The organism is Kitasatospora sp. NPDC018058 (genome assembly GCF_044327205.1).
GTDB lineage: Bacteria > Actinomycetota > Actinomycetes > Streptomycetales > Streptomycetaceae > Kitasatospora.
The window spans coordinates 229,589-254,026 of record NZ_JBIRFA010000005.1; the positions used below are offsets into that span (position 1 = coordinate 229,589).

At 74.2% G+C, this 24,438-nt stretch carries 25 protein-coding genes; 9 read left to right on the forward strand and 16 right to left on the reverse strand.

The window, feature by feature from the left end; all coding sequences use genetic code 11:
- Positions 1 to 137 precede the first annotated feature (137 nt).
- Positions 138 to 1,439 carry an MDR family MFS transporter gene (locus ACH4E7_RS09440; RefSeq protein ID WP_396248401.1) on the forward strand — a complete coding sequence of 434 codons (1,302 nt, stop codon included), beginning with the start codon at positions 138 to 140 and terminating at the stop codon, positions 1,437 to 1,439.
- A gap of 66 nt (positions 1,440 to 1,505) precedes the next feature.
- Here ACH4E7_RS09440 and ACH4E7_RS09445 read toward each other — a convergent pair whose 3' ends face one another.
- Together ACH4E7_RS09445 and mshA are read right to left on the reverse strand one after the other, a co-directional pair.
- Positions 1,506 to 2,018: a YbjN domain-containing protein gene (locus tag ACH4E7_RS09445; RefSeq protein ID WP_396248402.1), complete on the reverse strand. Its 513-nt coding sequence runs from the start codon at positions 2,016 to 2,018 to the stop codon at positions 1,506 to 1,508.
- Between the two features lie 101 nt (positions 2,019 to 2,119).
- Positions 2,120 to 3,493 (reverse strand): D-inositol-3-phosphate glycosyltransferase, encoded by a 1,374-nt coding sequence (gene mshA / locus ACH4E7_RS09450; protein ID WP_396248403.1) that lies wholly within the window; start codon positions 3,491 to 3,493, stop codon positions 2,120 to 2,122.
- A 279-nt stretch (positions 3,494 to 3,772) separates the two neighbouring features.
- On the opposite strand from mshA, the gene ACH4E7_RS09455 reads away from it, so the two are divergent.
- Entirely contained in the window at positions 3,773 to 4,606 is an 834-nt protein-coding gene (locus ACH4E7_RS09455) for a class I SAM-dependent methyltransferase (RefSeq protein ID WP_396248404.1), read from the forward strand.
- Positions 4,607 to 4,813: 207 nt separating this feature from the next.
- Here ACH4E7_RS09455 and ACH4E7_RS09460 read toward each other — a convergent pair whose 3' ends face one another.
- Entirely contained in the window at positions 4,814 to 5,377 is a 564-nt protein-coding gene (locus tag ACH4E7_RS09460; RefSeq protein WP_396248405.1) for an O-acetyl-ADP-ribose deacetylase, read from the reverse strand.
- A 236-nt stretch (positions 5,378 to 5,613) separates the two neighbouring features.
- Between ACH4E7_RS09460 and ACH4E7_RS09465 the strand changes: the two genes are divergently transcribed.
- Positions 5,614 to 7,134 (forward strand): SpoIIE family protein phosphatase, encoded by a 1,521-nt coding sequence (locus ACH4E7_RS09465; protein WP_396248406.1) that lies wholly within the window; start codon positions 5,614 to 5,616, stop codon positions 7,132 to 7,134.
- A gap of 130 nt (positions 7,135 to 7,264) precedes the next feature.
- Here the strand turns inward: ACH4E7_RS09465 and ACH4E7_RS09470 are convergent, their stop codons facing one another.
- The 8 genes from ACH4E7_RS09470 to ACH4E7_RS09505 all read right to left on the reverse strand — a co-directional run bounded on the left by ACH4E7_RS09470 (position 7,265) and on the right by ACH4E7_RS09505 (position 15,356).
- Positions 7,265 to 7,615 carry a DUF2516 family protein gene (locus ACH4E7_RS09470; protein WP_396248407.1) on the reverse strand — a complete coding sequence of 117 codons (351 nt, stop codon included), beginning with the start codon at positions 7,613 to 7,615 and terminating at the stop codon, positions 7,265 to 7,267.
- Between the two features lie 122 nt (positions 7,616 to 7,737).
- Positions 7,738 to 8,256: a hypothetical protein gene (locus tag ACH4E7_RS09475; RefSeq protein WP_396248408.1), complete on the reverse strand. Its 519-nt coding sequence runs from the start codon at positions 8,254 to 8,256 to the stop codon at positions 7,738 to 7,740.
- 2 nt (positions 8,257 to 8,258) lie between these two features.
- Complete coding sequence (locus ACH4E7_RS09480) at positions 8,259 to 8,666, reverse strand: helix-turn-helix domain-containing protein (RefSeq protein ID WP_396248409.1); 408 nt, start codon at positions 8,664 to 8,666, stop codon at positions 8,259 to 8,261.
- A 356-nt stretch (positions 8,667 to 9,022) separates the two neighbouring features.
- Entirely contained in the window at positions 9,023 to 9,805 is a 783-nt protein-coding gene (locus tag ACH4E7_RS09485; RefSeq protein WP_396248410.1) for an alpha/beta fold hydrolase, read from the reverse strand.
- Between the two features lie 164 nt (positions 9,806 to 9,969).
- Positions 9,970 to 11,064 (reverse strand): MerR family transcriptional regulator, encoded by a 1,095-nt coding sequence (locus tag ACH4E7_RS09490; RefSeq protein ID WP_396248411.1) that lies wholly within the window; start codon positions 11,062 to 11,064, stop codon positions 9,970 to 9,972.
- Positions 11,065 to 11,098: 34 nt separating this feature from the next.
- The gene (locus ACH4E7_RS09495; protein WP_396248520.1) at positions 11,099 to 11,929 is read right to left on the reverse strand and encodes an RNA polymerase sigma-70 factor; all 831 of its coding nucleotides are present in this window, start codon (positions 11,927 to 11,929) and stop codon (positions 11,099 to 11,101) included.
- Positions 11,930 to 12,015: 86 nt separating this feature from the next.
- Positions 12,016 to 12,219 carry a hypothetical protein gene (locus ACH4E7_RS09500; protein ID WP_396248412.1) on the reverse strand — a complete coding sequence of 68 codons (204 nt, stop codon included), beginning with the start codon at positions 12,217 to 12,219 and terminating at the stop codon, positions 12,016 to 12,018.
- Complete coding sequence (locus ACH4E7_RS09505) at positions 12,216 to 15,356, reverse strand: SNF2-related protein (protein ID WP_396248413.1); 3,141 nt, start codon at positions 15,354 to 15,356, stop codon at positions 12,216 to 12,218. Before ACH4E7_RS09505 ends, ACH4E7_RS09500 begins: the two co-directional genes overlap by 4 nt.
- A 223-nt stretch (positions 15,357 to 15,579) precedes the next feature.
- Between ACH4E7_RS09505 and ACH4E7_RS09510 the strand changes: the two genes are divergently transcribed.
- On the forward strand, positions 15,580 to 16,191 hold the full coding sequence (locus ACH4E7_RS09510; protein ID WP_396248414.1) for a YceI family protein: 612 nt from the start codon (positions 15,580 to 15,582) through the stop codon (positions 16,189 to 16,191).
- An 84-nt stretch (positions 16,192 to 16,275) separates the two neighbouring features.
- Here ACH4E7_RS09510 and ACH4E7_RS09515 read toward each other — a convergent pair whose 3' ends face one another.
- Positions 16,276 to 17,253, reverse strand: a complete 978-nt coding sequence (locus tag ACH4E7_RS09515; RefSeq protein WP_396248415.1) for a LysR family transcriptional regulator — start codon at positions 17,251 to 17,253, stop codon at positions 16,276 to 16,278.
- Positions 17,254 to 17,367: 114 nt separating this feature from the next.
- On the opposite strand from ACH4E7_RS09515, the gene ACH4E7_RS09520 reads away from it, so the two are divergent.
- Both ACH4E7_RS09520 and ACH4E7_RS09525 read left to right on the forward strand, forming a co-directional pair.
- Positions 17,368 to 18,669, forward strand: coding sequence for an MFS transporter (locus tag ACH4E7_RS09520; RefSeq protein ID WP_396248416.1), 1,302 nt, complete (start codon positions 17,368 to 17,370; stop codon positions 18,667 to 18,669).
- 9 nt (positions 18,670 to 18,678) lie between these two features.
- Positions 18,679 to 19,158, forward strand: a complete 480-nt coding sequence (locus tag ACH4E7_RS09525; RefSeq protein ID WP_396248417.1) for a macro domain-containing protein — start codon at positions 18,679 to 18,681, stop codon at positions 19,156 to 19,158.
- Here the strand turns inward: ACH4E7_RS09525 and ACH4E7_RS09530 are convergent.
- A complete protein-coding gene (locus ACH4E7_RS09530) occupies positions 19,143 to 19,721 on the reverse strand; it encodes a GNAT family N-acetyltransferase (protein ID WP_396248418.1) in 579 nt (192 codons plus the stop codon). The genes ACH4E7_RS09525 and ACH4E7_RS09530 overlap by 16 nt on opposite strands.
- Positions 19,722 to 19,753: 32 nt before the next feature.
- On the opposite strand from ACH4E7_RS09530, the gene ACH4E7_RS09535 reads away from it, so the two are divergent.
- Positions 19,754 to 19,903, forward strand: coding sequence for a hypothetical protein (locus tag ACH4E7_RS09535; RefSeq protein WP_396248419.1), 150 nt, complete (start codon positions 19,754 to 19,756; stop codon positions 19,901 to 19,903).
- A gap of 9 nt (positions 19,904 to 19,912) precedes the next feature.
- Positions 19,913 to 20,713 (forward strand): TetR family transcriptional regulator, encoded by an 801-nt coding sequence (locus tag ACH4E7_RS09540; RefSeq protein WP_396248420.1) that lies wholly within the window; start codon positions 19,913 to 19,915, stop codon positions 20,711 to 20,713.
- 76 nt (positions 20,714 to 20,789) lie between these two features.
- Here ACH4E7_RS09540 and ACH4E7_RS09545 read toward each other — a convergent pair whose 3' ends face one another.
- Positions 20,790 to 22,070, reverse strand: coding sequence for a GNAT family N-acetyltransferase (locus ACH4E7_RS09545; protein ID WP_396248421.1), 1,281 nt, complete (start codon positions 22,068 to 22,070; stop codon positions 20,790 to 20,792).
- 40 nt (positions 22,071 to 22,110) lie between these two features.
- Positions 22,111 to 22,629 carry a GNAT family N-acetyltransferase gene (locus ACH4E7_RS09550; RefSeq protein WP_396248422.1) on the reverse strand — a complete coding sequence of 173 codons (519 nt, stop codon included), beginning with the start codon at positions 22,627 to 22,629 and terminating at the stop codon, positions 22,111 to 22,113.
- A gap of 124 nt (positions 22,630 to 22,753) precedes the next feature.
- Between ACH4E7_RS09550 and ACH4E7_RS09555 the strand changes: the two genes are divergently transcribed.
- Positions 22,754 to 23,065 (forward strand): hypothetical protein, encoded by a 312-nt coding sequence (locus ACH4E7_RS09555; RefSeq protein ID WP_396248423.1) that lies wholly within the window; start codon positions 22,754 to 22,756, stop codon positions 23,063 to 23,065.
- Between the two features lie 50 nt (positions 23,066 to 23,115).
- Here the strand turns inward: ACH4E7_RS09555 and ACH4E7_RS09560 are convergent, their stop codons facing one another.
- Entirely contained in the window at positions 23,116 to 24,351 is a 1,236-nt protein-coding gene (locus ACH4E7_RS09560; protein WP_396248424.1) for a C40 family peptidase, read from the reverse strand.
- Positions 24,352 to 24,438: the final 87 nt, after the last annotated feature.

Genomic DNA, 24,438 nt, shown 5'->3' on the forward strand with positions numbered 1-24,438 from the left:
GTGGAGGGCCGGAAAACCCCTGGTGGGGACCTTGGCCCCGACGGTAATGTGCGCTCTGCGCATCCGCCACTTACACGAGTCGGCTGAGCGGGCCCGCCCCTGCCGCTCAGCGGACGCCTGCCATCGGGAGCCCCCACATGCTCGTCAGCCTGGTCAGCAACCCCCGGATCCGAAAGGTGGTGCGGGAGACGGTGGGCGGGCTGCCACGGCAGTTCTGGTGGCTCTGGGTGAGCACGCTGGTGAACCGCCTCGGATCGTTCGTCGTCACCTTCCTCGCGCTCTACCTGACCGCCGAGCGGGGGTACTCGCCCTCCTACGCGGGTCTGGTGGCCTCGCTGTTCGGCCTCGGCTCGGCGATCTCGGCGGTCGGCGCGGGCGTGCTGACCGACCGGATCGGGCGCCGGCCGACGCTGGTCGCCGCCCAACTCGGCACCGCGCTGTCCACCGCCGTGCTCGGCTTCATGGACGGCCAGGTGGCGATCGCCGTGGTGGCCTTCCTGGTGGGCCTGTGCAACAACGCGACCCGGCCGCCCACCTCGGCGATCATCGCGGACCTCGTCCCGGCCGAGGACCGGGTCCGGGCGTACTCGCTGAACTACTGGGCGATCAACATCGGCTTCGGCCTCTCGGCCGCCGCGGCCGGCCTGATCGCCACCCACGGCTACCTCACGCTCTTCCTGCTGGACGCGCTGACCACGCTGATCTGCGCGGTGGTGATCTTCATCCGGATCCCGGAGACCAAGCCGCAGACCCCGCCCGGCCAGGCGGCCGGCGCCGAGGAGCCGAAGACCAGCCTGGTCACCGTGCTCCGGGACGCCCCGTTCATGGCACTGGTGGGACTGACCCTGACGGTCGCCCTGCTCTTCCAGCAGGGCAGCACCACGCTGGCCGTGGACATGGGTGCCTCGGGCATCACGTCCACCGAGTACGGGCTGGTCATCGGACTGAACGGACTGCTGATCGTGGTGCTGCAGATCCCGCTCACCCGGTGGATGGAGGGCCGCTCGCGGACCGGGCTGCTGATCGCCAGCTGCCTGCTCACCGGCTGGGGCTTCGGGCTGGCCGCGCTGGCCGGGTCCTCGGCGTGGCTGTTCGCGCTCTCGGTGGGGGTCTGGACGGTCGGGGAGATCCTCCACACACCGGTGATGATGGGCCTGATCGCCGAGCTGGCGCCCACCCATGCGCGCGGCCGGTACCAGGGCGTCTACTCGCTGTCCTGGTCGCTCGCCTCGCTGCTCGGCCCGGCGGGCGGCGGGCTGCTGCTCCAGCACGCCGGGCCGGCGGTGCTCTGGCTGGCCTGCGGGGCGGTCGGCACGGTCGCGGCGCTCGGATACGTGGCGCTGGCCCGCCGGACCGGCGCGGCCGGGCGCCGCACCGACGCGGTGACCGAGGTGGCGGCGCCCGCGACGGAGGCCGAGAAGGCTCCGGCGGGCGCCTAGAGCCTGTCCTTCGGGTCCTTGTCGGAGCCGGCGAGGACCCGAGGGACAGGCCCCGGTGGCCCTGGATCAGTCGGTCGTCGGGGCGGCCAGGTGGGCGAAGGCGGCCAGGTTGCGGGTGGACTCCCCGCGCTTGGTCCGCCACTCCCACTCGCGCCGGATCGCCGAGGCGAAGCCCAGCTCCAACAGGGTGTTGAAGGGCTCGTCGGCGTTCTCCAGCACCGTCCCGAGCAGCCGGTCCACGGCCGGCGGGGTGAGCGACTCCAGCGGCAGGCGGCCGGCCAGGTAGACGTCGCCGAGCCGGTCGATCGCGTACGCGACGCCGTACAGCCGGGTGTTGCGCTCCAGCAGCCAGCGGTAGACGGCCTCGTGGTTCTCGTCGGGGCGGCGGATCACGAAGGCGTTCACCGACAGGGTGTGGTCGCCGACCCGCAGGGCGCAGGTGGTGCTCAGCTTGCGGGTGCCCGGGAGGGTCGCCACCAGCGTGTACGGGTCGGTGGCGGCCGGCTCCCAGGCCACCCCGGCTTCGTCCAGGGCGGTGCGCAGGAGGGTCAGGGCCTCGTCCTTGGTGCGGATTGCCATGGGGGTGACGTTACTCGCCAGTACCGGTAAAGCGCAGCCGGTGAAGCACAGCCCGCGGGGCGTGGCCCGGCACCGCGCGGCGGGCCGGGCTCGGCGCGGGCTCAGACCGAGCGGCGGAGGGCCCCGGCCAGCCGGCCGGCGGGGCGGGCCATACTGCCGGCGTACACCTCCGCGGTGGTCGCCGCGGCGGTGTCCCAGCCGAAGGCGGCCGCGTGCCGGCCCGCCGCAGCGCCGCGCCGGGCCGCCAGCGCCCGGTCGGTGACGTACGGCTCCAGCGCGCGGGCCCACGCCAGCGGGTCGTGGCCGTTCACCAGGGTGCCGGTCTCGCCGTCCCGCACCGCGACCGGCAGACCGCCGACCGAGGCCGCCACCACCGGGGTGCCGCAGGCCTGCGCCTCCAGCGCGACCAGCCCGAAGGACTCGCTGTAGGACGGCATCACCAGGGCCGTCGCCGCGCGGTACCAGTCCGCGAGCCGGGCCTGGCCGACCGGCGGGTGGAACCGCACCACGTCGCCGATGCCCAGCTGGGCGGCCAGCTTGTGCAGGCTCTCCGGCCGGGCCAGCCCGGTGCCGGACGGACCGCCGACCACCGGCACCACCAGGCGCTCGCGCAGCTCCGGACTGCGCTCCAGCAGCGCGGCGACCGCCCGCAGCAGCACGTCCGGCGCCTTCAGCGGCTGGATCCGGCCGGCGAACAGCAGCACGGCGGCGTCCTGCGGCAGGCCCAGCCGGGCCCGGGCGGCGGCGGCGGCCGGCGGGCCGCCCGGGCGGAAGACGTCCAGGTTCACCCCGGGGTGGACGACGGCCAGCTGGTCCGGCCGGGCGCCGTAGTGCAACGCCAGCTCGGCGGCCTCCTCGGTGGTGTTGGCGATCAGCCGGTCGGCCGCCTCGACCACCTGGGTCTCGCCGATCACCCGGGCCGCGGGCTCGGGCGTGTCGCCCTCGGCCAGCGCGGCGTTCTTCACCTTCGCCATGGTGTGCATGGTGTGCACCAGCGGCACCCCCCAGCGCTGCGCGGCCAGCCAGCCGACCTGTCCGGAGAGCCAGTAGTGCGAGTGCACCAGGTCGTAGTGGCCGGGGCGGTGGCCGGCCTCGGTGCGCAGCACCCCATGGGTGAAGGCGCACAGCTGGGCCGGCAGATCCTCCTTGACCAGGCCCTCGTACGGCCCGGCGGTGACGTGCCGGACCAGCACGCCCGGGGCCAGCTCGACGGTCGGCGCGTCGTCCGAGCAGATCGACCGGGTGAAGACCTCGACCTCGATGTTGAGCTCGGCCAGGCGCTTGGCCAGCTCGACGATGTAGACGTTCATCCCGCCGGCGTCCCCGGTGCCGGGCTGGTGCAGCGGCGAGGTGTGCACGCTCAGCATGGCTATCCGGCGCGGGCGGCGGCGGCCCGGGACGAACGACTGGAGCCGCCCGAGCGCGGGCGCGGCCGACTGGGCACGGCGTACCGAACGGACGGGGTGCTGGATCACCTGGCTGAAGCCTCCTCGTGTGCGGCCCGTCTCGGCGGTCCGCGTGAACGGGCCGCCGCATGTCCGGTGTGCGCTGCCCCGTCCGGGCACACAACACCACCAGTGTGCCAACCACGCGGCGGCCGTCCGGCATTCCCGGTCCGGGCGGTGAGATGACAGGGACCGGCTGGCTCCCCCGGCCGGCGCGGCAGCCCCGCTGGTCAGGGGCGGTGCCGTCGCCGTCCCGGGGGGTGCCGCCGCCCAGGAGGTGCCGTCGCCGTCCCGACTACCCTTCTGGGCATGGCTGCCTCCTTCGACCCCGCGACCACCGCGCCCGCCCGCGGACGGACCGGCCGTCCGGTGGGGACCGTCACCCGGGGCACCACCAACACCAACCGGCTGCGCCGGATGGACCGCTGGATCGCGCACACCCTGGGTCGTACGCTGCGCGCCGCCGAGCGGCCGCCGGTGGCGGTCGACCTCGGCTACGGCGCGGCGCCCTGGACGGCCGTGGAGCTGGCCGGGCGGCTGCGCGCGGTGCGGCCGGACGTCCGGGTGGTCGGGATCGAGATCGAGCCGGAGCGGGTCACGGCCGCGCTGCCGTACGCCGAGCCGCCGCTGCTCACCTTCCGGCGCGGCGGTTTCGAGGTGCCGCTGGACGGCGGCGCGCCGGCCCAGCTGATCCGGGCGGCCAATGTGCTGCGGCAGTACGAGGAGTCGGCGGTGGCCGGGGTGTGGGAGCGGCTGTGCGCCCGGCTGACCCCGGACGGGCTGCTGGTCGAGGGCACCTGCGACGAGATCGGGCGGCGGCACGTCTGGGTCGCGCTCGGCCCGGAGGGGCCCCGGACGGTGACCTTCGCGGCCCGGCTCGGCGGTCTGGAGCAGCCCTCCGACCTGGCCGAACGGCTGCCGAAGGCGCTGATCCACCACAACGTGCCGGGCCAGCCGGTGCACTCCTTCCTGACCGAGTTCGACCGGGCCTGGGCGGCCGCCGCGCCGTACGGGGCGTTCGGGGCGCGGCAGCGCTGGGTGGCGGCGTGCACGGCGCTGGCGGGCAGCTGGCCGCTGGTGGACCCGCGCGGGCGGTGGCGGCAGGGCGAGGTCACGGTGCCCTGGACGGCACTCGCGCCGTAGTCGCGCACGCCCCCGGCTCCGGTGGGCGGCGCGCCCTGGCTCCGGTGGGCGACGCCCGGCAGCTCTGGTGAGCGATGCACTGCATTCACTCGAACGAGTTATCGAATATCTCTGGCGTGTTGACGCCTCGTCACGCCACGATGGAGGCTGGCGAGCGGCGCCGCCACACGCCGCTCGGCGCCCGTCACGCCCAGTCGCGCACCGCCGTCAGTCGCCCTGGCCGAGCAGCTCCCCCAGGGCCCGTTCGAACACCTCGTACATCTCCGACCCGAACAGCACGAACCGCACCTCCGCCAGCTCCGCGCCCGCGTGCGCGTCGCCGCCGTCGAGCACCCGGGCGACGGTGCCGAGCCCGATCCGGGCCGCATCCACCGGCGGCCAGCCGAAGATCCCGGCCGACACCGCCGGGAAGGCCACCGTGGCCGCCCCCAACTCCGCCGCCACGCGCAGCGACTCCCGATAGCAGGAGGCCAGCAGCTCAGCCCGTTCCTCGTACTCCTCCGCCAGGTACACCGGCCCGACGGTGTGCACCACCCACCGGGCCGGCAACCGCCCGGCCGTGGTCGCCACCGCGCGCCCGGTGGGCAGCCCCTTGCCCCAGTGCGAGGCCCGCAGCCGGCAGCACTCCTCCAGAATCTGCGGCCCGCCCCTGCGGTGGATCGCGCCGTCCACCCCACCACCGCCCAGCAAGGACGAGTTGGCGGCGTTCACCACCGCGTCCACCTGCTGTTCCGTGATGTCACCCTCGACCAGGGTGATCCGCGTCACCATCACCTACCCCCTTCCCCGGGCCCTCCCGGCAGCCGCCGGGCGGGGATCCGAGCCGTCGTCCGAGTCCGATCACCACACCGCCACCGGCGTGGCAATAGCCACAACGGCGCCGGTCGGCCAGAGAAATCCCCGGAGATCACGTTATGGTCGCGAGAAGTTCCCCGACGCGAGGTGCCAGGAGGGCACTGCGGACGGACGCCGGCCGTTACGCAGTCGGGGAAAGGGAGGAACCACCGATGCCCGCAACGGGAGACGGGCGGGCACCTGGTGCCGCGGACCTGCCGGGCGCCCATGACGGCGCCCCCGTCGGCCATGCCCGTAAGCACCCGGCGACGACGGGTCCGGCAACGGCGGTTCCCCCGATACCTCACCCCCGGTCGCAGGCGGTCCGGGCCGCGCACGGCGTGCGGCACCCGTCGCCCACGGCCGGCGTGGGAAACGCTCCGGCACCGGGTGACGGGCCCGCCGACGGCGGCGCCGCACCGCTGCGGCTGCTGGTCATCGAGGACGACGCCTCGGACGCCCAGCTGATCAAGGCCGCGGTCGCCGACAGCGGTACCTCGATCGAGATCCACTGGGCCCGCGGCCTCGACCAGGCCACCCGGCTGCTGGCCCAGGCCTCCTCCGCCGCCCGACGCGGACGCGCCCGCGGCCCCGGGTTCGGCTGCGTGCTGCTCGACCTGGCCTCCCCCGCCGACCTACCGCACCCCTCCGACGCCTCGGACGGCCTGGAAGGCCTGCACGAGCTGCTCCGCCGCGCCCCGCACATCCCCGTCGTGGTGCTCACCGACGCCGCCGGGGCCGAACTCGGCGCCGCCGCCGTCGCCGCCGGCGCCCAGGACTTCCTGCTCAAACACGAGACCGACGGCCCGCTGCTGGCCCGCGCACTGCGCTACGCCGTCGAACGCAAACGCGCCGACGAGTCCCAGCGCCGCCTGGTCGAGGCCGAGCTGCGCGGCCAGGAGAACGCCCGCCTCCAACGCCACCTGCTGCCCACCCCGCTGCTGGACGGCGCCGGGCTCTCCTTCACCCGGCGCTACCGCCCCGGCCGCCGCCGCGCCCTGCTCGGCGGCGACTTCTACGACGCCGTGCGCACCGACGACGGCACCGTCCACGTCGTGATCGGCGACGTCTGCGGCCACGGCCCGGACGAGGCAGCGCTCGGCGTCGCGCTCCGGATAGCGTGGCGCACCCTGGTCTTCGCGGGCCTCACCGGCGAAGCCCTGCTCACCACCCTCCAGCACGTACTGGAGCACGAACGGCGCAGCGACGAGATCTTCGCGACGCTCTGCATGCTGGTCATCGAGCCCGGCGGTACCGACACCGGGCTCGACGCGCTCGGCACCCGCGAACGGGCCCGGCTCTACCTCGCCGGGCACCCGGCCCCGCTATTGCTCGGCCACGACCACGCCCCGGTCTCCCTGCCCGCCGACCTCGCCGGTCCCGCGCTCGGCCTGCTGCCCTGCCACGACGGGCAGGCCGCCTGGCCCGCGCACGAGCTCGACCTCCGGCCCGGCTGGCGGCTGTTGCTCTACACCGACGGACTGATCGAGGGCCGCGTCGGGGCCGGGTCCCGCCGCCTCGGGCAGGACGGGCTGGCCGACCTGATCGCCGACCACCAGTCCGCCGGACTGACCCGGGGCCGACTGGTCGACAGCGCGATCGCCGAGGTCGAGGAACTGAACGGCGGCGCGCTGACCGACGACGTCGCGGTGCTGCTGCTGGAACGCAATCCCGTGCAGCTGATCCTCGGCTGACTCCCCGGCTGACTCCCCGGCCGGTTCCCGACTGTTCCCGGCTGAGCGGCCCTTGCGGAAACGCCGCAACCCGGGCGGGTGAACTCCCGTCCCGGGCTGCGGCGTTGTCCTCCGCTTCGACTGTCGCGGCCTACCAGGGGCCGTACGGGCCGGTGTTGCTGCGGCCGCCCCGGCCGGTGCCACCGGTCAGCGCCCGGATCGCCGGGCGGACGTCCACCACGTAGACGATCGAGGCGACCAGGCCGACCAGGGTCCCGATGCTGCCGAGGAAGTTCGCCCCGAACAGCAGGTCCCACCCGAAGCTGAGCCCGAGGACGGCCAGCCAGAACCCCTTGGTCTTCTTGTCCGCCGCCCGGTAGGCGTCCTCGCGGCGGGTGGCCGCGTCGAGCAGCGCGAAGAGCTTGTAGCCCAGGATGGCCACGGCCATCCACCAGAACGGGTTCAGGTAGGAAAAGGCCAGAATCTGGAACACTCCGGTCATCGCGATCTCCTACGTCTCTCGGCTTGCCGCACCCCGGCCGTCGCCCATCCTGGCACGGCGACCGTCCGCAGTGCTGTCAACGTCCCGCCGCCAGCGGATGTGCCCCGCTGTGCGGGCGCGGGTCAGTCCGTTTGGTCGGGGATGCTGCTCTTCTTGGCCCGGGCGGACTTCTTCGAGGCGGGCTCGGCGGCGGCGTCCCCGACCGGTTCGACCTCGGCGGGCTGCTCACCGAGTTCGGCCGCCGGCTGGGTGACGCCGTCCTGCGGGCGGGTCTTGTCGACCACGACCTTGCCGCGCTCGGCCAGCTCGTCGTAGGTCTCCTTGGCCTTCACGGCCAACTCGACCGCGCGGGCCACCTGCTGGAGGGCGAAGTCCTGGGCCCGCTCCTGCAGGGCCTTCAGATCGGCGGGGAGGGCGGTGACAGCCTCGGTGACCTTGGCGGGCGCCCCGACCAGCAGCTCCTGCGCCTCGTGCAGCTTGGCGGTGGCCTTGTCCTGCGCGCCCTTGCGGTCCGCCGCCAGCGCCTCGACCCTGCCGGGCACCTCGCGCAGCTTCTCGTAGGCGAGGTCCCCGGCGCCGGCCAGGGCGTACAGCGGGGTCGGGTCGGTGAGGGTCTTCTTGATGTCGTCGGTGATCGGCATGGTTACCGGTCCTCCCGGGGGGTGTTCTGGATGGTTGCGGCGTCGGTCGTCGGACCGGAGGCCGAAGCGGCGTTCTCCTTGAGGAAGGCGTCGTAGACCGCGAGCAGTGCCTGCTTCTGCTGCTCGTTGATCAGCGGATCGGCCAGGATCGAGGCCCTGAGCTCCAGGCCCTCACCCCGCCGCTCCTCCAGAATCCCGGCCTGGACGTAGAGCGTCTCCGCCGAGATCCGCAGCGCCTTCGCGATCTGCTGCAGGATCTCCGCGCTCGGCTTGCGCAACCCTCGCTCGATCTGGCTGAGGTACGGGTTGGACACGCCGGCGGCCTCAGCCAGCTGGCGCAGCGAGTACTGCGCGTTGCGGCGTTGCTCGCGGATGTACTCGCCTAGCGAGCCGACGTTCAGTGAGGCCATGGGGACAGGGTGCAGCAGGGTGCTTGCAATTGCAAGCAGGGCGCTAGCGGGGGCAAGCGGGGGGGGGTGTTTGTGGGGGGCTCTCGGGAGGGTGGGAGCGGGGCGGTTCCGGGGGGGGCCGCTCCGGGGGCTGGGTGATTTTCAGACTGCCGATGCTGTGGGTGGGGGCCGAGCGTCGTTGGCAGTCTGAAAATCACCCGTAACGCCCCTCTCCGGGCCACCCCCTCCACCGCCCCTCCCGCAGCGCGTCCCTCTCGCTAGAGGGGGACGGGGTGGAGGGGGTGGGGGTGGGCGAGTGGGTGGGGGTGGGCGAGTGGGTGGGGTGGTGTGGGTGGGGGTCAGGGCGGTTGTGGGGGTTAGGCCAGGTGGGTGAGGAGGAGGGCGGTGAGGTGGTTGGGGGTGCGGAGGGGGAGGTAATGGTCGGCGTTCGGGAGCACGTGGTGGCGGGCGTCGGGGATGTCGGTGGCGAGGCGGGCGGCGATGGCGGCGATCTCGGGGTGGTCGTGGGTGCCGTGGACGACCAGGGTGGGGGCGGTGATCCGGGCGAGCTGGGATTCGGCGTTCCGGGCCGGGGCGCCGGCGAGGTGGTGTTCGCTGGTGATGCGGCGGGTCGCGTTCTCCCGCACCATCGTTTCGATCAGCGTTCCGCCGGGTGCGGTGTGGCCGAGGGCGGCCCAGACGGACAGTTCCAGGTCCGCGAGCGCTGTCGCGTCGCCTTGGCGGCGGGCTTCGGTGTAGGCGGAGGTCTCCGGGGACGGCGGCCAGTCGTGGCCGCTGACGGAGGCGCCTACGAGGGCCAGGGCGGTGACCCGTTCCGGGTGGGCGAGGGTGAAGTCCAGTGCGGTCTCGCCGCCCATGCTCAGGCCGACCAGGGCGGCGTGGTCGAGGTCGAAGTGGTCCAGGACGGCGCGCAGGTCCTCGACGTCGTCGAAGGTCCGTTCCGGGGGCGCGGACCGGCCGAGGCCGCGGGCGTCGTAGCGGATCACGTCGTGGTGGCGGGACAGCTCGGGGGCGACGGCGTCCCACAGGCGGGAGTCCATGCCGGAGCCGTGCAGCAGCACCACCGGGCGGCCGGCGCCGCGGCGTTCGGCCCACAGGTGGCCGCCGTCGGGGGTCGGGACTTCGGAGTCGGTGCTCATGCGGAGGATCCTTGCAGAGCCGCTTCAGGACCGGAGTCCGCACAGGGCGGCGTTGACGGCGGCGGGGTGTCGGCCGCCCGGGTGGTAACCGGGCGGCCGGAGTAGCCGGGCGCCGACGGCCTCGGCGCAGGCGATCAGTGGTTCGCCCGTGGGCGGGCCGGGGGTTACACGGTGTCGGGGAGGCGGACGGGCATCAGGACGGAGAAGGTGCCCGTCTGGCCGGGGGTGCGGATGGCGAGCGGGGCGATCGGGCCGCCGAGTTCGAGCAGGAGCTGCTCGGGGTGGCCGGCGCGGAGGGCGTCGAGGAGGAAGTCGCGGTTGACGGCGACCTGGACCTGCTGGGCCCCGAGGTCGGCGGCGACGGCGAGGCGGCCGTCCTCGGTGAGGGTCAGGACGGTGACCGCGCAGTCGGTGCCCTGGGGGCCGGAGGGGAGGGTGCGGGTGGCGCCGGTCTCGACGGAGGCGCGCAGTTCGGCGGCGGGCAGGGCGATCCGGTGCTGCGGGTCGAGCCGGGTGAGGGCGTGGTGGTCGGGGTAGTCGAAGTCCAGCGCGGCACCCTCGATCCGGTGGCCGCCGACCTCGGCGCGGAAGTGGCCGTCGGCCAGGGTGAGGGCCGCCTGGGTGGGGTCGGCGGCGAGCAGGGCGCGCAGGGCGTCCACCAGTGCGGTCGGGACGATGGTGCCGGCGGTCGGCTGGTCGGGTGTGCCGGTGGCGGGTACTTCGGCGAGGGCCATTCGGTAGCGGTCGGTGGCGACCAGGCGCAGCACCGGGCCGTCCGGTTCGAACAGCACCCCGGCGAGGGAGGGCAGTTCGGGGTCTCCGCTGACCGCGAAGCGGACCGCGTCCAGGGCGGCGGCCAGGCCGTCGGCGGGGACGGTGAGGCGGGTCCCGGTGGGGGTGGTGGTCATCGGCTGCTCCCTCTGCTCGATCATCGTGCGGATCAGGGAGAGCTCTCGGCGGGCGTCGGCCAGGCCGTCCTCCAGCCGGCGCAGGTGCGCGTCGAGGACCTGTCGGGCCGCGCCGCTGCCGGGGCCGGTGCCGAGCACGGCGCGGATGCCGGCCAGCGGCAGGCCGACCCGGCGCAGCCGGGCCAGCAGCCGGGCGTCGGCGAGTTGGCCGGGCCGGTACCAGCGGTAGCCGGTGTGCGGGTCGACCCAGGCGGGGGTGAGCACCTCGGCGCCGTCGTAGTAGCGCAGGGTGCCGACACCCAGGCCGCTGGCGCGGGCCAGCTCGCCGATGCTGTGCAGCTCGCTCTCCATGCCGATGACTCTCCGGGCTCGACCTGGTCGAGGGTCAAGCGAGGTGGGCGAGCTTCTCGGGGTTGCGGACGGCGCGGATCGCGGAGATCAGCGGTTCGCCGTCCGGCCCCTCGGTGAAGTCGAGGACCGAGACGGAGTCGACCGCGCCGTTCACGGTGATCAGCACGCCGGGTTCGCCGTTGACCAGGACCGGGCGGGCGCCCGCGTCCTCGCCCAGCTTGTGGAGCACACCGAGGATGAAGCGGGCGACCTTCTCCGCGCCGGTGATCGGCCGCAGCGCGGCGGTGATCACGCCGCCGCCGTCGTTCCAGGAGGTGACGTCGGGGGCCAGCAGTTCCAGCATCCGGTTGAGGTCGCCTCCGACGCAGGCGGCCAGGAACTCGTCGGTGGCCCGGCGGCGCAGCTCGGGCGGGGCGTCGTAGCGGGGGCGGCGGGCGCGGACGTGCGCCCGGGCCCGGCTGCCGACCTGGCGGCAGGCGGCCTCGGTGCGGTCCAGGGCCTCGGCGATCTCCAGGTAGGAGAAGCCGAAGGCCTCCTTGAGGACGAACACCGCCCGTTCCAGCGGGGACAGGCTCTCCAGCACCACCAACAGGGCGAGCGACACGGTCTCGGCGCGTTCGACGCCGTCGGTCGCGTCCGGCTCGGTGACCAGCGGCTCGGGCAGCCAGGGGCCGACGTAGGACTCGCGGCGGACGACGGCCGAGTCCAGCCGGTTGAGGGAGAGGTTGGTGACCGTACGGGCCAGGTAGCCGCCGGGGCTGGCGACCGGGCCGGTGACCTGGCTCCAGCGCAGCCAGGTGTCCTGGACCAGGTCCTCGGCGTCGGCGACGCTGCCGAGCATCCGGTAGGCGATGCCGAAGACCATCCGCCGGTGCTGCTCGAAGTCGGCGAGGCGGGTGTCTGAAGTGTCCGTCACCCTCGGGACGTTACCGCAGGGTAGGGGTGGACGGTTCAGCTGCGGAAGGTCTCGTACGCGGGGGCGAGCAGGGCGGCGAGGTCGCGGCCGTGCACGGTGATGCCGGAGCGGCCGAGGCGGCGCAGCGAGGGTTCGTCGGGATCCTCGTCCGGCCGGTCGGAACGCAGGGTGAAGTCGCCGCGCCAGTAGGCGGAGACGTTGACCACGGGAGCCTTGGGCTGTTGCGGTCGGTCGGTCACGGTTCCTCCTCGGCGACGGCGTCCTCGCGGGTGAGGGCGACCAGTTCGCGCAGCGCCTCGACCGGCAGGTCGGTCAGCCAGTGTTCCCCCTCGCCCACCACGGTGTCGGCCAAGGCGCGTTTGGCGGTGAGGAGTTCGTCGATCCGCTCCTCGACGGTGCCGACGCAGACCAGGCGGCGGACCTGGACGTCCCGGCGCTGGCCGATCCGGAAGGCTCGGTCGGTGGCCTGCTCCTCGACCGCCGGGTTCCACCAACGGTCCAGGTGGATCACCTGGTTGGCGGCGGTCAGGTTGAGTCCGGTGCCGCCGGCTCGCAGCGAGAGCAGGAACACCCTCGGCCCGTCCGGGGACTGGAAGCGGTGGACCAGCTCCTCGCGGCGGGCGCGGGGGACGCCGCCGTGCAGGTGGAGCACCTCCTCGCCGAGTCGGCGCTCCAGGTACGGGCGCAGCATGGTGCCGAACTCGGCGTACTGGGTGAAGACCAGTGTCCGGTCGCCCTCGGCCAACGCCTCCTCCAGCAGTTCGGCGAGCCGGGCGACCTTGCCCGAGCGTTCACCCAACGGCGAGCCGTCGTGCAGCAGTTGGGCCGGGTGGTTGCAGACCTGCTTGAGCTTGCCGATCGCGGCCAGCACGGTGCCGCGCCGCTCCACGCCCCGGATGCCCTCGACCCGCTGCAGGAGGTCGGCGACGACGGCCTGGTAGAGCCCGGCCTGCTCGGCGGTGAGGTTGCACCAGACGGTCATCTCCTGCTTGGCGGGCAGGTCGGCCGCCACCGCCGGGTCGGACTTGAGTCGGCGGAGTACGAACGGGGCGGTGCGGCGCCGGAGTTCGGCGGTGCGCTCGGGGCTGCGGTGCAGTTCGACCGGGATCGCGTAGCGCTCCTTGAAGCGCTCGGCCGGGCCGAGCAGGCCGGGGTTGGCGAAGTCCAGCACGGCGTGCAGTTCGGCGAGCCGGTTCTCCACCGGGGTGCCGGTCAGGGCGATCCGGTGGCGGGTGACGGGCAGGGCGCGGATCGCCCGGGACTGCGCGGTGCCGGAGTTCTTGATGTGCTGCGCCTCGTCGGCGACCACCCGGCGCCAGCGGATCGCGCGCAGCGCGGCGAGGTCGCGCTGGACCAGCCCGTAGGTGGTGATGACCAGGTCCACCCCCCGTACGGCTTCGGCGAGTCGATCGGCGCCGAGGCGGCCGGTGCCGTGGTGGACGTGGCGCCGCAGGCCGGGGGCGAAGCGTTCGGCCTCACGCTGCCAGTTGCCGACCAGGGACATCGGGCAGACCAGCAGGGTCGGGCCGGTTGCCCCCTCGGCCTGTTCGGCGGCCAGCAGGGCGAGGGTCTGGACGGTCTTGCCGAGGCCCATGTCGTCGGCCAGGACGGCGCCGAGGCCGAGCCCGGACATCGTCCGCAGCCAGGCCAGGCCGCGCCGCTGGTACGGGCGCAGTTCGGCGCGGAAGTCCGGTGGCAGAGCCGGGGTTTCGGAGCCGGCCGGGTCGGCGGTGGTGCGTCCGGCGAGCAGCTCGCCGAGCGGGCCGTCCGCGCGGACGGCGGTGACCGGCAGTCCGGCGACCGTCGCCTCGGGGTCGAGGGCGAGCCGCAGCAGGTCGGCGGCGGCCAGCACGCCGTCACGCTGTTCGCTGAGGAAGGCGAGTGCGGCGGCGATCTGCGTCGGGTCGGCTTCCAACCAGGTGCCGCGGACCCGCACCAGGCCCTGCTTGGCGGCGGCGAGTTCGGCGAGTTCCCGTTCGGTGAGCGGGGTGCCGTCCGGGCCGAGGGCGGCCTGCCAGCGGAAGGCGACCACAGCGTCCCGGTCGACCTGGCTGGTGACGGCGAGGGTGCCGGGCGCGGGCGGGGTGGTGACCCGCAGGACGAGCCCGAGTCGGGGGCGGCGGCGCCACCAGGCGGGCAGCAGCACGCCGAAGCCGCTCTCGGCGAGGGCGGGCGCGGCGGTGCGCAGGAAGTCCAGCGCGCCGGCCCGGTCGAGCGGGAGGGCGGACGGGCGGGAGCGGTGGCGCAGCCCGTCCAGGGCGGGCCAGCGGTGGGCGGCGCGGGCGAGTTCGGCGGCCAGGACGTCGGCCGGGTCGGCGGCCTTGCGGGCGAGGGTGGCGTACGCGGCGCCGCCCTCGTGCAGGTCGGCGGCGCGGACCAGCAGGGAGGGCTCGTCGACGGCCTGGAGCAGGAACTCCAGCTGCCAGGCGTCGTCGGAGGGACGGCCCTCGGGGTCTTCCGGGTCGGGGCCGAGCGGTTCGAGCAGGCGGAAGCAGAGCCGCAGCGCGGGTTCGGCGGGTTCGGCGGCGGCGTACCAGGCGTCGATCCGGCGGCGCAGTTCGGCGAACTCCTCGGCAGGGACGTCGGCGAGTTCGCCGGAGGGGGTGCTGAGGGCGTGCAGCCACCGGTCGGCGGCGGAGGTGCCGGCGGAGGGGAAGGGCCGGTCGGCCAGTGCGGCGCGGGCCTCGGCGTCCACCAGGGCGCCGAGGGCGGCGTCCAGCAGTGCCTCGCCCGTTCCGGCGCCGTCGGGCCACTCCCCCAGCAGAACGGGCGGGCAACCCGCCGCCAGCGCGGCGGCTTCCCGGCGCCCGGCCGGGGTGGGGTCGGGCCGCCAGCGGGCCTGCGGCCGGCCGTCGGTCGACACCGGCCGGGGCAGCAGCCGGCCGCGGCCGACCGACCGCCAGGCGAGGTCGTGCACCCCGGTGAGCCAGCGCAGCGAGGGCCCGTACACCACCTCGACCCGGCCGGTGCCGGGCAGGTCGGTGCCGGTGACGGCCCAGTGCGGATCGTGCACCTCGCCGAGCAGTTGGGCGGCGGCCGCGGCGTCGAAGAGCAGTGCCGGCACCCGCCAGGGAGCGAGGACGGCGCCGCCGCGCGGTGGGGTGACCGGCAGGTCCGGCGAGGGGGCGGGCAGGGTGCCGACGGTGGGCAGCAGCAGGGTGGCCCAGCGTTCGGGGGCCTGCCCGGCGACCCAGCCGAGGCCGGGCCCGATGCCGCCGAGTACGGCGGCCAGTTCTCCGGCCGGGCAGGCGTAGGGGTGGGCGCGGGGGGCGGGCCGGTCGGGCCGCGGTTCGGCGGTGCCGGGGTGGGCGCGGGCGTCCTCGGCCCAGAGGGCCAGCCGTCCGTCCGCCCGCCAGAGCGCGTGCAGGACGAACATGTGGGGCCTCTCGGGGCGGGGGAACCGTTCTTCGCAGCCTAACGGGGCGGTCCGACAGCGGCCGTCGGGCGCTCGGGCGACGGCCGCCGGGCCGCCGCGATGGGCCGTTCGGGTGGTCCGGAAGAAAACCGCGGACCTGTGGTTGAAATTTGAACGAAAGCGGCATACGCTGGAGCCAAGAAGTTGAAGCCTAAACAAATGGCTTCGAACCCGAGGAGGAGCCATGGGCCTGTTCAACCGCACCAAGACCGCCACCACCGCCCCCGTCGCCGTCCCGACCGCGGCCGGCCCGGACCTGTCGCACCTGACCGGCGACTGGGCGATCGACACCATGCACAGCGAGATCGGCTTCTCGGTCCGCCACGCGATGGTCACCAACGTCAAGGGCCGCTTCACCGAGTACGACGGCAAGCTGCACCTCGACGGTGCCACGCCGGGCAACTCCTCGGCCGACCTGGTGATCAAGGTCGCCAGCATCGACACCAACCAGGCCCAGCGCGACGAGCACCTGCGCACCGGCGACTTCTTCGCCGCCGACGCCTACCCGGAGATCCGCTTCCGCAGCACCTCCACCGAGCTGCTCGGCGACGACTCCTACCGGATGGCCGGCGAGCTCACGATCAAGGACACCACCCGCCCGGTGATCCTCGACCTGGAGTTCACCGGCAGCGCCACCGACGCCTACGGCGCCGAGCGGGTCGGCTTCGAGGGCAAGACGGTCGTGGACCGCACCCACTTCGGCCTGACCTACAACGCGGCCCTGGAGACCGGCGGCGTGCTGATCGGCGAGAAGGTCAAGCTCAGCTTCGACATCTCCGCCGTCAAGGCGGCCTGACCCGGCCGTCCACGGCCCCGGCGGCCCCTGTCGCCGCCCACCGACCGCCGCCCCCGCCCATCCCCCCGGGGCAGGGGCGGCGTCCTATGCCCCCACGAGCGCCGCGTCCGCCGACGGCAGCCAGCTGCCCGCCGGGCGGCGCAACCATCCCTCGGCCGCACCGAGTTCGGCCGCCGCGGCGGCCAGCGCGCGCAGCCCCGGATGGCGCTCGCCGGGCCGGTGCACCAGGCTGACCAGGCTCAGCGGCACCGGCTCCACCAGCGGCACGTTCACCGCCCCCGGGATCCTCGGCCCGCCCACCGTGGTCAGCATCGGGTCGCCGTGCCGGGCGAGGTAGCGGGCGGTCTCGTCCAGACCCACCGGCGGGACGTACGGCGCGGCCGCGGCCAGGCCGTGCTCGCGCAGCAGCCGCTCGCCGAGGTCGGTCCACTCGGTGGTGGCCGGATTGCCCGCGCAGATGTCAACGGGGTGCCCGGTCAGCTCGGCCAGCCGCAGCACCGGGCGGCCGGCCAGCGGATGGGTCTGCGCCATCATCACCGAGACCCGCTCCAACCGCACCGGCAGCTGCGCGAGTTGGCCGCACACCGGGGCGGGCAGCCCGGCGAAGCGGCCGAACGAGGCGTCCAGCCGGTGCGCCAGCAGTTCGGTGGCGGCCGCGGCCAGGCCGCCGTGGAAGCGGGCCAGCAGATCACCCTCCGGCCAGGCGTCCCGGGCCCGTTCCAGCACCCGGCCGGCGGTCAGGTCGGGGCCGGTGACATCGCTGTTGAGGTCCAGCAGCAGCGGCCGGGCGGCGGCCCCGGCGCCGGCCTCGGCGAGGATCTCGTCGTGCAGGGCGAGGAGTCGGCGCACCCGGGGCAGCAGCAGCCGCCCGGCCGGGGTGAGCTCGACGCTGCGGGTGGTGCGGGTGAACAACGCCTCGCCGAGCAGCCCCTCCAGGGAGCGGACGTCCCGACTGAGCGCCTGCTGGGCGACGTGCAGCCGCTCGGCGGCCCGGCCGAAGTGCAATGTCTCGGCGGTCGCGAGGAAACCGCGGAGCAGACGGGGGTGCAGGTCACGGGGCATGGACGGCAGATTAACAACACCGTGTTGTGAGTGCGACGAAACAGGTGTTGGACGTCCGTCCACCGGCACCGTCAGGCTTGGGGCATCCCCCCTTCTCCCCGCTCAGGAGCCCGATTGCCCTCGCCTGCCCTCCTCGCCTCCTACCGCCGGCTGTTCTCGGCCCCCGGCGCCGCCGCCTTCACCCTGGCCGGAATGCTCGGCCGGATCGCCCTGTCGATGAACGGCGTCTCGCTGGTGGTGCTGCTCGCCGAACGGCGCGGCTCGTACGCGCTGGCCGGGACGGTCTCGGCGGCCGGGCTGGTCACCGGAGCGATCGGGATGCCGCTGCTCGGACGGCTGGTGGACCGGTACGGGCAGTCGCGGGTGGCCGTGCCGGCCGCGCTGTACAACGTCGTCCCGCTGCTCGCCCTGCTGCTCTGCGTCCGGCTCGGCGCGCCCGACTGGACGCTGTACCTCTGCTGGGCGGCCTGCGCGGCCGCACCCAACCTCGGCGGCATGGCCCGGGCCCGCTGGGCGCACCTGTACCGGGACGACCCTGCCGCCCGGCACCTGGCCAACTCCTTCGAACAGGCCCTGGACGAGCTCTGCTTCATGGCCGGACCGGTGCTCGCGATGCTGCTCTGCACGACGCTCGCCCCGGAGGCCGGACTGCTCACCGCCGGCACCTTCGGCGCCGCCGGCGCCCTGCTGTTCGCCGCCCAACGGCGCACCGAACCGCCGCTGCCGCCGGCCCCGGCTCCGGCCTCGGCCTCGATGAAGGAGCGGGCGCACGGTTCCCCGCTGCGGGTGCCCGGGCTGCGGGTGCTGGTGCTGACCTTCCTGGCCACCGGGATGGTCTTCGGCGCGACCGAGATCACCACCGTGGCCTACGCCGACGCGCTCGGCCACAAGGCGGCGGCCGGCGGACTGCTGGCCCTGGTCGCGGCCGGCTCCTGCGTGGCCGGGCTGCTGTTCGGGCTGCTGACCCCGCGTCGGGCGCCCGGTGCGCGCTTCCTGATCGGGGCGGGCGCGATGGCCGGCGTGCTGCTGCTGCCGCTCGCCGCCGGACTGGGCGGGGCGGGGCTCGGGGTGCTCGGGGTGGCACTGTTCGCGGCCGGCACCGCCACCGCACCGACCATGGTGACCGGGATGACGCTGGTCCAGGAGCTTTTGCCGCAGCGGCAGTTCAACGAGGGAATGGCGGTGGCGGTGTCCGGCATCGTGGTCGGCATCTCGGCCGGCGCGGCGCTCGCCGGGACGCTCGCCGAACACGCCGCCCCCGGCACCGGCTACGCCCTGCCGGCCTCGGCCGCCGCGCTCGCCCTGCTGATCGCACTGACCGGGCGACGGCACCTGATGACGCGAAAGCAGCCGGCGGCGGCGCGAAAGGAGCAGGCGCCGGAAAATCCCGAGCGGGTTGTCAGTGCCTCCGTCTAACTTCGAGGCATGGCGGAAATCACCTACGTCCGAGGCGATGCCACCACGCCCCAGGGCAAGGGCGTGAAGGTGATCGCGCACGTCTGCAACGATCTCGGCGGCTGGGGCAAGGGCTTCGTGCTCGCGCTCTCCAGACGCTGGCCCGAGCCCGAGGCCGCGTTCCGACGCTGGCACCGGGAGCGGGCGAAGAACGACTTCGGCCTCGGCGGCCTGCAACTGGTGCAGGTCGAGCCGTACGTCTGGGTGGCCAACATGGTCGGCCAGCGCGGCATCCGGACCGGGCGCTCCACCGGAGTGCCGGTGCGGTACGAGGCGGTCGACACCGCGCTGGCCGCCCTGGGCGAGCGCGCGCTCGAACTCGGCGCCTCCGTCCACATGCCGCGGATCGGCTGCGGACTGGCGGGCGGGCGCTGGGCGAAGGTCGAACCGCTGGTGGCGGCCCGCCTGACGGCGCGCGGCATACCGGTGACGGTCTACGACGTCGACTGACCACCGGCCGATTCCCGGTCGGTGGCCGGCCCGGGTACGGCCGGCCAGGCGTATACGCACTCGGGCAGCAGGTGGCCGCCCGGGAAGACGCCCTCCTGCGCCCTGATCCACACCCCGCCCTCGCGCTCGTAGAAGGCGATCGCGCGGGTGTTGCCGCTCAGCACCTCCAGGTACAGCTCGGCCCCGGGGTGCCGCTCGGCGACCTCGGCACGGGCGGCGACCAGTAGTTCGCGGCCGATGCCGCCGCCGGTGCGGCCGGGGCGGACGTGCAGGTTGTCCACCAGCACCCGACCGTCGGGCTGCGGCACCAGATAGACGAACCCGGCCGTCTCACCGGCCTGTTCGGCGATCAGCAGGACCGGAGTGTTCTCCGGCTCACCGTAGTCCGCCTCCAGGCGCAGCTCCCACAGCTCGCGCCGCTGGGTGGCCAGCCCGTCCCCGAGCGCCTCGTCGGGGACGATCCCCCGGTACGTGGTGCGCCAGCTGTCGGCGTGCAGCTCGGCGACGCCCGCGGCGTCCTGCACTCCGCCGTGCCGGATGGTGGTCTGCCCTGAACCGATCATGTGACGAGCCTCCCACAGAGATGGAGTTGAACATGTTCAATCGAACCCACTACAGTTCCCATCAGCTTTTGAACGCGTTCGAAATCACGGGGGCGGTGGTCGCGGCACCGGATGCGGAGGGGGCATCCGGTGCCGCGAGCACCGACAACACCGACACCGGGTGGAACGTCCTCTCCGGCTAGGCTCGTGCCGTGGACGACCTGGCAGCGACGAACCGAACGGACGACGAGAAGGGTGCGGCCGAGCCTGCGGCCGCACCCGGCACGGACACCGGGCCCATGCCCGGCGGCCGGGCCCAGCCGAAGACCGACAAGAGCGAGGCGACCCGGGCGCTGATCCTGGAGACGGCCATGCGGCTGTTCCAGGAGCGTGGGTACGAGAAGACCACGATGCGCGCGATCGCCACCGAGGCGGGCGTCTCGGTCGGCAACGCCTACTACTACTTCTCGGCGAAGGAATTCCTGATCCAGGGGTTCTACGACCGGATGACCTACGACCACGCGGCCGACGCCAGGCGCCGCATGGCCCACACCCGGGACTTCGGCGAGCGGCTGCGGATCGCGCTGACCTCCTGGCTGGACACGGCGGCCCCGTACCACGAGTTCGCCGCGCAGTTCTTCCGCACCGCGGCCGACCCGACCAGCTCGCTGAGTCCGTTCTCCAACGAGTCCCACCCGGCCCGGGCGACGGCGGTCGAGCTGTTCCGCGAGGTCCTCCAGGGCTCGGAGCTGGCGCCGAAGCTGGACGCCGAGCTGGTCGAGCTGCTGCCCGACGTGCTCTGGCTGCACCTGATGGTCGTGGTGCTCTACTGGGTCTTCGACCGGACCGAGGACACCGAGCGGACCAGGGAGTTCGTCCGACGCTCGACGCCGCTGGCGGCCCGGGTCATCAACCTGTCGCGCTACCGGGTGTTCCGGCCGATCGTGCGCGACGCCAAGGGGCTGATCCAGGACTTCATCCTCCCCACGATCGGCAAGACGGCCGTCAAGTAGCGCCGTTCCAGGGGACGTTGTGACGTCGGAGGTCGGACCGCGCTGCGCGGTCCGACCTCCGACGCGTACCGGCGACTCAGAACTCGGTCGGCGTCCAGGACCGCAGCGGGGCACGCAGCAGCAGGTCGGCGGCGGCCGCCGCACCCGGGCGCAGCTCGGTGAGCAGCGCCGCCGCGGCCAGCCTCGGGGCCGTCTCGGAGCCCAGGTAGAGCGAGCCCAACTCGGAGGCCCCGAGGGCGAGATCGGCGTCGTCGGCGGTCCGGGCACAGCGGCCGGTGCCGTCCTCGGCGACCTCGATCGCGAAGCGCCCCGAGGCGTAGCCGAGCCGGTCCTCGACCTCCAGCACCAACCGGCCGGGGGCGCCGTACGTCCGGGCGTTGAACGCGGCCTCGACGTCCAGCAGCCGCAGCCACATGAAGTCGGAGTTCGCCTCGTGCGGCGTCGCCGCGCGCGGGTCCTGGAGCAGCAGCGGCAGCGGGTCGTCCGGGGAGACGCTCTCCACCGCGACCTTGCGCACCCAGTCGACGGACAGCACCAGTCGCCACAGTTCGACCGCGGTGGGCAGGTCGAGGGCGATGAACTCGTCCACGGTGAGCACCGAGTCGGGGTAGGCGCCGTCCCACTTGTTCTCGACCCGGTAGACCACCAGACCGGTGACCTCACCGTCGGCGTCCCGGTGGACGGCGGTGAACGGCTCCTTGAAGTCGTCGCCCGGCACCCGGATCTCGTTGGTGTTGCGCTGCCACCAGATCTCGTTGCGGGCGATCGCGCCCGGCTGGGTGAGCCGCCAGCGGTCGTACAGCTCGGCGCCGAGCTCGCGCTGCTCCGCCAGGGTCACGAAGTCGATCCGGCCGCCGGGCACACCGGGCAGGCCCTCGCGCAGACCGCGGGTGCGCCGCAGGTCGATGTTCCAGCCGCAGCCCCGGGTGGCCGGGCCGAAGCCGAACCGGCCGTAGATGTTGTACTCGGCGGCCATCAGGATGGCGACCGCGCAGCCGCGCTCGGCGGCGGAGGCGAGGTCGCGCCGCACCATCGCGCTGAGCAGGCCCCGGCGGCGGTGCGTCGAGCTGACCGTGACGTTGGTGATCGCGTCGGCCTGGACGACGGCCCCGCCGGGGACGGTCAGCTCCACGTCGAAGCTGCGGTAGGTGGCGATCTGGCGGTCCCCGTCGAACCCGGCCAGCATCCGGCCCGGCTCCCACTGCATGCGGCGCAGCTCCGGCGCGACACCAGCGTGCGGACGCAGGAAGCCGAAGTTGAGCGCCCGGTTCCAGGCCTCCACCTCCTCCACGGAGACGGCTCGGACCTGGAGCCCGTTCACGGTGTCAGCGGAGGTGTCATCGATGATGTTGCCCATCGGGCCACCGTACGGCGGTGACCCGGGGGTGGCATCCGATTTATACCGTCCCCGATCCGGTGTGCTCGCCCGGCGTCACGACCCAGTGGTTGGTGCGCAGAATCCGGTCCGCGAAGTCGAGGTCACGCTCGCCGAGCAGCCGGAAGCCGAGCGCCCGGCAGATCCCGTTGGACGGGCCGTTGGTCACCCCCGGGTTGGCGTGCACCTCGCCCCAGCGGCCGTCCCGCGCGGCGTCGTCCAGCAGTTCACGCACCGCCGCCTTGGCCAGGCCGCGGCCCTGGTACTCCGGCAGCACCATCCAGCCGATCTCGGTGACGACGGTGCCGTCCTCCTCGTCCTGCCAGAGCACGATCGTGCCGGCCGCCTCGTCGTCGGCGCCGTCCGGGACGATCGCCTTGATCCAGGAGCGGTCCGCCGCCGCCAGCTCGACGTCCTTGCGCAGCCGCGCCTCCACCGCCTCCCGCGGGAGCGGCCCGCCCAGCTCGGCCATCATCCCGGTGTCACATCGCATCCGGACGTACGCCTCGACGTCGCCCGCTTCCACGTTCCGCAGCCGCACGGTTCCTCCTCAGGAATGGTCGGAGCAGCCACGCTAGCGTCGGCCGCCGACATGCTCGGGCGGGAGCGCCCCGACCGGCCGGTAGCCTGCGGGGCACATGATCGACGGACGATGGGGGGGAACCATGGATGTCTCGGAGCTGCTCGCGCAGAAGGAAGCCGCGGCGAAACGGCATGCGGACCTGTGGGAGAGCCTGTTCGGCAAGGGCGCTCAGGTGCTGCTGACGCTGCTCGCGCTGGCGGGCTGGATATGGACGCTCTACCTGGCCTTCTTCACCTCCTGCGACGCCCACTACGGGTGGAGCCACTGCGACGACCAGCTCAGCGGCACCGTCCGCGTCGGTGTGGTGACGGTGCTCGTCACCTTCGTCCGGCTTTGGCAGGCGTCCGCCCGCCGGATCAGTCGGCTGGAGGACGAGCTCGCCGAGCGGGGCTGACCGGGCCGGGCGGGCGGGGTCGATCGGCTCCGCCCTGGCCGCCCTCGTGGCTACGGGCGGGCGTAGAAGTTCGGGGTGCCCATGATCCAGAGGCTGGCCTGCTTGATCGGCATGCCGACGCGGGGGGCTTCGATCATCTGGTCGTCGCCGATGTAGAGGCCGACGTGGTGGATGTCGGCGGCGCGGCCGGTTTTGGTCCAGAAGACCAGGTCGCCGGGGCGCAGTTGGCGGTAGCTGATCGGGGTGGACTGGGCGTACTGGTCGGCGGCGAAGTGGTTGAGCCGTTTGCCGCCGGTGCGCCAGGCCATCATGGTCAGCCCCGAGCAGTCGTAGCCGTTCGGCCCCTCGCCGCCCCAGATGTAGGGCAGGCCGATCTTGGATCGGGCGAAGGCCACGGCGGCGGCCGCGCCCTCGGCGGACCAGGGGCCGGCGGGGGGCGGCGGCACCGGGGTCGCGGCTGCGGCTGCGGCGGCTGTGGCGGCTGCGGCGGCCGCGGCGGCCGCTTCCAGGGCGTCGCGGCGTTCGCGCTCCAGCTCGACGGTGGTGTGCCGGGCGGCGGCCAGTTCGGCGAGCAGGTTCTCGTGGCGGCTGGTGGCGGCGGCGACCTCGCCCTGCTGGGCGGCGAGTCGCTGCTCGGCCCGGGCCTTGGCGGCGCCGACCTCGGCCGCGGCCTTCTCGGCGGTCTCGGTGGCGGTCCGGGCGGCGGCGGAGGCGGTCCTGGCGGCGGCGGCCGTGGAGGTGGCGGCGTCCAGGATCTGCCGGGTGCGCCCACTGGCCACGCCGACCGCGGCCGCTCGCTCGCCGGCCTCGCGCGGGCCGTGGGCGCCGAGCAGGGCGTTGAGCGCGGACAGTTCGGCGCCCGCGCCCTGTCGGTACGTTTCGGCGGCCAGTCGGGCCGCGTCCTCGGCGGCCGCGGTGCGCTCGGCCTCGGCGGCGGCCGCGCGCCCGGCGGCGGCGGTCTCCTCGTCGCGGGCCCGGGTGAGGGCGAGCTGGGCGCCGTTGTAGGCCTCGACGGCCTCTTCGGCTCCGCGTTCGGCCTGGTCGAGTTCGGCCCGGGCGGCGGTGAGCTCGGCCTCCAGGGCGGCGGCCGAGGCGGCCTTGCCGTCGGCCTCGGCGCGGGCCCGGTCGATCTCCTCGGTGGTCGGGTACGGGTCCTCTCCCCCGTCATCGCCCCGGGCCCGGCCGGCCGCCGGTTCGGGGTCCGCCGGGGCGGCCTGGGCGGCGGGGAGCAACCCGAGCAGGGCGGTGAGGGACAACAGGAGGGTCGGCAGGAGCCTGCGCGCCACGGAACATCCCTTCTCACGGGTCCGGAGGGGATGGCGGCGGACGCCGAGCGGCTCGCGGGCGGACGGCGGCCGGGCGGCGGGAGGTCC